This window comes from Galbibacter kalidii (assembly GCF_026241135.1).
Classification (GTDB): Bacteria; Bacteroidota; Bacteroidia; order Flavobacteriales; family Flavobacteriaceae; genus Galbibacter.
This window is the reverse complement of the sequence record NZ_JAPFGA010000105.1, coordinates 1-522: the sequence shown is the minus strand read 5'-3', so window position 1 is coordinate 522 and position 522 is coordinate 1. Positions and strand designations below refer to the sequence as shown.

General features: G+C 66.3%; 1 protein-coding gene. It reads left to right on the top strand.

Translation table 11 applies throughout. The features are described 5' to 3' along the window. The coding region (locus tag OOZ15_RS20100; protein ID WP_265958206.1) for a hypothetical protein at positions 1-456 on the top strand (456 nt) is incomplete at its 5' end. Positions 457-522 lie beyond the last annotated feature (66 nt).

Genomic DNA, 522 nt, shown 5'->3' with positions numbered 1-522 from the left:
GGCAGCCACGAGCTGGCCGAGCTCACTCGCTACCGCCGCCTCGCCTTCAGCTTCCTGACCTTCAATACCGCGATCAGCCGCTTGCTGGCTGGCCTGGGCATCGAATGCGAAACGCGCCTGAAGAAACTGGCCCACATCGCCCAGCGGCTGGAGCTGCTGTACCCGCTCTCGAGCAGCGAGCGCTACTATGCCAAGCTCCACGCCAAGCTGCGCCAGAAGGAGGCCGCTCCCTGCCATTTCATCGGCAGCGAAGACATGGCCATCGACGCCTTGACCCAGGCCCTGATGGACGCCGAGGCGTCACGATGCTTCTATGAGCAACTGCGTGAGGCCAGCCCCGCCAGCCTTCACTTCTTGCTGGCCGCCATCGTCCAACAGAAACAGGCCGAGCTCGGCGTGCTCAGCGAGCGCTTGACCAGCGGCGAGGGCCTCACCCAGCCCGCCGCCCTGTGCTAGCCCTCGCGCGCCCTGAACGACAAGAGGCGGCCCTGGGCCGCCTCTTGTCATTGTGCCGGTCGCCAC